This is a genomic window from Microcystis sp. M113S1 (genome assembly GCF_020246945.1).
Classification (GTDB): Bacteria; Cyanobacteriota; Cyanobacteriia; order Cyanobacteriales; family Microcystaceae; genus Microcystis.
The window spans coordinates 1-3,101 of the sequence record NZ_JADBSA010000233.1 but is presented as its reverse complement, the minus strand read 5'-3'; the positions used below and the strand labels follow the sequence as shown (position 1 = coordinate 3,101).

Sequence of the window (3,101 nt, the reverse complement as noted above, 5' to 3'; positions counted from 1 at the left end):
TGAGCGGGTACTGCGCTATGTTTGACGAGGTTTTCGCTACCCTCCCTTTTTGTCTCTTATGCAGACTTTCGAGTTCCAGGGTTCAACTCAATCGAGCCATTCACTACCGCCCACTCAGGGGATTCAAACCAATTTCATTTTAACATAAAGCCGTCCTAAAAGGACGGGGCTTTAACCCAAAATTTTGGTAATTTGACGAAGTGCCAACCGGTCAACCCAGTGAGATAAAATCTACTGCTGTTTCCAGTGGAGCTTTTTTGGTTTAATTCCTAACGGAATCGTTTTTCGCCTGCCCTGCCACGCCCACAAGAATCTGCAAGCGCCTACAGTACGGGAATTATTCTAACATTGTTTGGTGATCTTCTCAGGATTTAGGAGATGGTCGATGGGGTTGGGGTGTGGGGTGTGGGAGTTGGGGAGATGGGGGAGAAGGGAGATGGGAGAAAAAAGCTGATCGATCAGTGATCACTGATCAAGTCTCCTTCGGTGCTATGATTGAGGATGTAAAGTTTTATTGCAAAGGTATTCGTCTTGGTTAAGCTGAATACTGACAAAAGGTTAACAACACTACCTTAAACAAGCTCTCAAGAGAGGATACAGAGAACACATGGCTTACACACTTCCCCCTTTACCCTACGATTACACTGCCTTAGAGCCTTGTATCACCAAAAGTACCCTAGAATTCCACCACGACAAGCACCACGCCGCTTATGTCAATAACTATAACGGTTTGGTCAAAGAGACGGAACTCGATGCTCTCTCTTTAGAAGAAGTTATCGTTAAGGTTGCCGGTGATGCCTCTAAAGCTGGGGTTTTCAACAATGCCGCCCAAGCATGGAATCATAGTTTTTATTGGGACTGCATGAAACCGGGTGGTGGCGGTGCGCCTACCGGTGCTTTAGCCGATAAAATTAACGCAGATTTCGGCAGTTTCGAGAAATTTGTCGAAGCTTTCAAAACTGCGGGCGCTACTCAATTCGGTAGTGGTTGGGCTTGGTTGGTTCTCGATAACGGTACTCTCAAAGTTACCAAAACCGGCAACGCTGACAATCCTTTAACCGCCGGACAGGTTCCCCTCTTAACTATGGATGTGTGGGAACACGCTTATTATCTCGATTACCAAAATCGTCGTCCCGATTACATCAGTGACTTTTTAACCAAGTTGGTTAATTGGGATTTCGTGGCTGCTAATTTAGCGGCGGCCTAAAAATTTGGCTCAGTTAATCAGTTATCAGTTATCAGTTATCAGTTATCAGTTATCAGTTATCAGGGGTTGGCGAGCAGAGAGAAACAATCCATAAGTTGGGAGTTAATCATACTATTAAAATTGGCAAATCTCTCTAATATTAATTATCCTTAAAATAGATAACCAGAAAAAACTTTTTTAACATCGATCGCGCTTCTCGCACCATGGAACAACCTGTCAGTTGGATTATTCCCCGTCATCCCCGTCCCGATTATCCCCTGTTTGTATTTTTACCCGGAATGGATGGCAGCGGCCAACTATACCATCGTCAGATTAAAAACCTTGCTCCTTACTTCGATCTGCGTTGTTTGGTGATTTCCCCGCAATATCTCGGTGATTGGGAGGAATTAAGCAGCCTCGTGATCGCTTTATTGGAACAGGAATTAAAGCGACAATCGAGAAAAGTCTATCTCTGCGGTGAGTCTTTTGGCGGCTGTTTAGCCTTGAAAATAGCGACAAAATCACCAAAATTAATTAAAAAACTGATTTTAATTAACCCTGCTTCTTCTTTTAATCAAAGACCTCTTTTAAGCTTGGGAATCGGTATCACCCAGATGATGCCCGATTTCATCCACGGCAGCTCGGCACTAACTATTTTACCCTTTCTCGCCGCTCTCGGTCGAATATCCCGGGAAGATCGCGGCTCTCTCCTCAAAGCCATGCAATACGTCCCACTGAAGACGATTAGCTGGCGTTTATCCCAGTTACAACGGTTTCAGGTTAGTGCCAGCGAGTTAAAACGTCTGCAATTGGGGGTGTTAGTGATAGCCAGTCAAGGCGACCGACTGTTACCATCGGTAGCGGAGGCTAAACGCCTAATTCAGCAGTTACCCGCGGCAAAATTAACGATTTTGCCCAATAGTGGTCACGCTTGCCTGCTGGAAACCGATATTCACCTCAAAGACATTCTCCATCACCATGCTTGTCTCCCCCGAAACCTACCCGCAAAAAGTCACTGAGGATGGTTCTTATACCTTTTTTTCGAGCGAATTCGGCGAATGTTATCATTCTACCTCTGGGGCAAGGGAAGAAGCCGAGAAAAAATTTATCCTCTCTAGTCGTCTGGCAGCAAAAGCAGACCAGAGCAATAATCTAAAAATTCTTGACATTTGTTACGGCTTAGGGTATAATAGCGCCGCAGCCTTAGCGGCCATTTGGCAAGTTAGGGGGGATTGTCGGGTAGAATTATTAGCTTTGGAAAGCGATCGAGTGGTTCCCCTAGCAGCGATTAGAGAAAATCTCTTAAATAGTTGGAGTCAACCAATTCCCGAATATTTAAATGATTTTGCCCATAATCACCGGCTAGACTTGCCTAATCTCACGGCTAAACTGTTAATCGGGGATGCGCGACAGACGATAACCAAGGTGATTGACGCGGGTTTTCAAGCGGAGGCAATTTTTCTCGATCCCTTTTCCCCGGGTAAATGTCCGCAACTGTGGACAGTGGAGTTTTTAGCTTTAGTGGCGAAATGCCTGAGTCCGACGGGTTATTTAGTCACCTATTCCTGTGCTGCCTCGGTGCGAAGGGCTTTACAATTAGCAGGATTGCAGATTGGGGCCACCGATAGCGTCGGGCGGCGATCGCCGGGAACAATAGCCAGTTTTTTGTCCTTACCCCCATCTCTATCGGCACAGGAACGGGAACATCTGCAAACTAAAGCCGCTATTCCCTATCGAGACCCGACTTTAACCGACCTGGCCGAAGTGATTATACAACGTCGTCGCACTGAACAGGCTCTCTGTGACTTAGAACCGACTAGCCACTGGAAAAAACGTTGGCAAAGAATTGACCGGGAGATAATTCGGCATTAACTAGGGTCTGCTGAAAAAGTTTTTCGGTGGGGGTTGGGGGTTG

The 3,101-nt window shown here is 46.0% G+C and carries 3 protein-coding genes; all 3 read left to right on the top strand.

Annotated features, from left to right (window positions below; all coding sequences use genetic code 11):
• Positions 1-607: 607 nt before the first annotated feature.
• Complete coding sequence (locus IM319_RS11680) at positions 608-1,207, top strand: superoxide dismutase (protein WP_287735714.1); 600 nt, start codon at positions 608-610, stop codon at positions 1,205-1,207.
• Between the two features lie 203 nt (positions 1,208-1,410).
• Positions 1,411-2,205 (top strand): alpha/beta fold hydrolase, encoded by a 795-nt coding sequence (locus tag IM319_RS11675; protein ID WP_287735713.1) that lies wholly within the window; start codon positions 1,411-1,413, stop codon positions 2,203-2,205.
• Positions 2,165-3,058, top strand: coding sequence for a tRNA (5-methylaminomethyl-2-thiouridine)(34)-methyltransferase MnmD (locus IM319_RS11670; RefSeq protein WP_287685490.1), 894 nt, complete (start codon positions 2,165-2,167; stop codon positions 3,056-3,058). Before IM319_RS11675 ends, IM319_RS11670 begins: the two co-directional genes overlap by 41 nt.
• Positions 3,059-3,101: the final 43 nt, after the last annotated feature.

Coding starts and splice junctions, on each gene's coding strand:
- IM319_RS11680 (WP_287735714.1), top strand. CDS start 608: ATGGCTTACACACTTCCCCCTTTACCCTACGATTACACTGCCTTAGAG.
- IM319_RS11675 (WP_287735713.1), top strand. CDS start 1,411: ATGGAACAACCTGTCAGTTGGATTATTCCCCGTCATCCCCGTCCCGAT.
- IM319_RS11670 (WP_287685490.1), top strand. CDS start 2,165: ATGCTTGTCTCCCCCGAAACCTACCCGCAAAAAGTCACTGAGGATGGT.